Consider the following 3,640-nt stretch of genomic DNA (forward strand, 5'->3'; position numbering starts at 1 on the left):
TTTGATTTTCCTCAAAATGATTTAATAGGAAAGCTTTATGCATATGACACTACAAACATGATAATAAGTAAAGCTCACAATTTATTATTACAGATTGGTATAAACAATGGTATAATTGCTCTTTTAGCATTTTTATGCCTTATCATAGTTTACATTGTTGATAGTATAAAGTTATATGCTTTAAAGGAAAAATATACAGAAACTCAGCTTCTTGGAGGAATACTATTCCTGAGCATCTTAGGATATCTTGTTACTGGAATGTTTAATGACTCTGTAATATGTGTAGCTCCAATATTCTGGGTTGTTCTTGGAGCTGGAGGAGCAGTAAACTTAATCAATAAGAGAACAGTCTAATGTACAATTATTTAAGGTGAAATCTTTTCAAGATTTCACCTTTTGTTATATTAAAGAATATAAGAAGTTTAAAATTGATTCTTATGGTGATATGTCAGTCTCTCTATTTGAAAAATGTTAAGTATTTTAAGAAGTACATTATATAAGTATATTTAGATTATAGAGTCGATTGTTTTTATTCCAATTTAAAATATAGTTTTATTTTTTTAAATAATTTTCAAAAATATTTCTTTATAATTGAAAGGTTAACCAAATAGATGTAAAATATACATATATATTTAATAAAGGAAAGGATGATATTATGTTAAAAAAATTACTTTCACTAACATTAATTTCTACAGCATTATTAGGAACTATGATTCCTGCATCTGCTGCATGGAAAAAGAGTTCAATGAATAACTCATGGAATTATGTAAAAGAAGATGGAACAAACGCTACAGGATGGCAGTTTATAGATGGTCAGTGGTATCACTTCACAAATGGTGGAGATATGGAAACTGGATGGACTTATGATAATGGTGCATGGTACTATCTATGGTCAAATGGAACTATGGCATCTAACTCATGGGTAATTAACGGAAACTCATGTTATTATTTAGGCGAAGATGGAAAAATGGTTCAAAGTAATGATAAAACTATCTACAGCCACACTTATAACTTCTCAGTTCCTAAGACTATACTTTCAAATACATCAGTAAAAATGTCAGACAATTTCGTTACTGAAACTACTGGTGCTGCTGTGACAATAGACGATGATGTGGATGAAACTACTGGAGCTTCTGTAATAGTTTCTGATGCTGAATAATCTTTCAATGTACAATGTATAATTGTACATTGTTAATTAAAATATATACTACAAAAAGACGGGGATATCCCCGTCTCTTTCATTTTATATATTGTTAATATATTAATTATCTAATCCAAGCTCCATTAGCTCCTAATTTATAACCACCAACAGTTGTGTTCGCTGCCATTGAACCATTAGCATTTAAGTAATACCAAGTTCCATTGTCATTTATCCAACCTGTTTGCATTGCTCCTGAAGCATTTAAGTAGTACCAAGCTCCGTTATCGTATAACCAGCCTGTCTTCATTGCTCCCTTTGTACCATCTGAAACTGGGTTTAAGAAATACCAAGTTCCGTTGTCATTTATCCATCCAGTTTGCATGATTCCGTTAGTGTTCATGTAATACCATGCTCCACCAATGTTAGCCCATCCAGTTACTTTGTTTCCTACTGTATCATAAAGAACCCAAGTTCCATCTGCTTGTTGATCCCATCCAGTTTTAGCTGTATTTGTATTGTTATCTTTTCCTAAATCAGGATCTATTTCAGTAGCATCATTAACTGTTTGGTTTTTACCTTCTTGTACAGTTGTGTAAGCATCTGAATCTTCATCCCAAGCAATTAATGAATCTTTGTTATATACATCTAATTTGTTGAATGATCTATCACAAGCATATACATCTTTAAATTCTTTTCCATCAAACATTTTGATTTTACCCTTGTAGATAGCCCAGGTGTTTCCATCAACGTCTATTGAAAAATCATAAGCATCAGTATTATCATCTTCTACTTGCATAACTATTCTTGTATCGATATCTTTATACTTACTTCCTGCTATATCAGTATTTAATAAATCTAATTTAGATTTTCCTAATTTTAACTTAGCTGTAGTTATTTCATCACTCTTGCTTTCATAAGTTACATATAAATAACCATCTTTTACTGCAAATTTAGCTCCATTTTCAAATACTGTATTATATGCATCATAGCTGCTGTCATCTGCATCTTCAAATATTCCATTATCTAATTGGTAGCTGTCTACGCTCTTAGGTGTATATGCTCCATCTTCTTTATCTCCTTGAGCTTTAGAAATCTTTTGAATGAATTTTTGTTCTACTTTCTTTGTAGTAGCAGCATTGTCTTCAAAAACATAATTTCCATCTGCATTTGTTCCATAATATAAAACTTCTACAGTTGTTAATGTATAGATATAATCTTTATCTTGAGCTAAAGCCTTGATTTCTTTTAAGTTTAATTTTAAAGCTTCATCTTTATATACTTTTCCGTATTTTTCTATTGAAGTTGCTTTACCTTTTCTTGCATTGTATACATATAAGTTAGCTTTATATGAAGCATCTATGTATTTTCCATTTTCATTTACAAATCCAGTGAAAGCATCTTGTCCAAAATTTATTGCTGTTCCAGTTGTTGTAGCAGCTTCTTCTGAATCTAGGTTGTCTAATACAGTTGATGATGTTGAAGCAACATATTGATACCAAACGTCTCCAAATTGATCATTGAATAATTTGATTGTATTAACATATTTAGAATTTACTTTGTTATCATCATCTGAAATTCCATTGTATCTTTCAGCTTTCTTTAATCCTGAGATTAATTTAGATTCAGCTGTTTCTTGCTTTTCTTCAGCACTTTCATCATCAATAACCTTACCAGTTGATAAGTCTACTAAATAATCATCTTTGTTTCCATCTTCAGTAACATATGCATATTTAGTACCATATTTTGATTTGATTTCATATTCTTCTAAATCTTCAACAAAAGTATCTTTTTCAGTTCCTTTGTTATACCAGATTCCTGTATCATCATCGTCAGTTCTGTAACCTTCATAAACGTATTTTCCACCTTCAAAAGCTACAGCTTCTTTAATTGTTCCTTCTCTGTTTCCTAATTTTTCTACTGCCATTACTGGAGTCATTGATGCTATTGAAGCAGCAGCAACTAATAAAGCAGTTAATTTAGTAGTTCTGTTAATCATTAATTTTTCCTCCTAAGTGCTTTTTAATATAAAACAAAATAGCATGTCCAAAAAATTAAAGTATTATTTGCTATTTTTTAATTTGTTTAAATATTTGTGCCATATTTATTTCATATTCATATATAATACATGCTTTTTTACATTCAGTCAACATAATTATGTATTTTTGTATTATTTTTTAGTTTTTACTAAATAAATGTATAAAATGTACTTATGTTTTTCTCTTTTTCGTTATAATATACAATCATTTTTCATTTTTTAGGTACTTTTTTAAATATAAAAATATTTTTAATGTACAATTGACAATAAACAATTTAGGTAGAAATCTTTTCAAGACTTCTTTAATTGTTATGTAGTTTTATTATTATCAACATATATATTATAAGTAATAACAAAAGAAGGTTTTTCATAAATATAATTTTCATATAGCACTATAAAAAGGAGATAGAATAATTCCATCTCCTTTATACTAAAAACTTGCTAATACAAATTTATTAAACCCA

Annotated in this window: 2 protein-coding genes and 1 pseudogene; 2 read left to right on the forward strand and 1 reads right to left on the reverse strand. The window is 29.0% G+C overall.

Features of this window, described 5'->3' with window-relative positions:
- Positions 1-354: pseudogene (locus tag Q0F58_RS18080) on the forward strand (O-antigen ligase family protein); the annotation flags it as partial.
- Positions 355-655: 301 nt separating this feature from the next.
- Positions 656-1,159, forward strand: a complete 504-nt coding sequence (locus Q0F58_RS18085; protein WP_294379247.1) for a phage tail protein — start codon at positions 656-658, stop codon at positions 1,157-1,159.
- 106 nt (positions 1,160-1,265) lie between these two features.
- On the opposite strand, the gene Q0F58_RS18090 is transcribed toward Q0F58_RS18085, so the two are convergent.
- On the reverse strand, positions 1,266-3,137 hold the full coding sequence (locus Q0F58_RS18090) for an N-acetylmuramoyl-L-alanine amidase family protein (protein WP_294379248.1): 1,872 nt from the start codon (positions 3,135-3,137) through the stop codon (positions 1,266-1,268).
- Positions 3,138-3,640 lie beyond the last annotated feature (503 nt).

This window comes from uncultured Clostridium sp. (assembly GCF_934754915.1).
Classification (GTDB): domain Bacteria; phylum Bacillota; class Clostridia; order Clostridiales; family Clostridiaceae; genus Clostridium.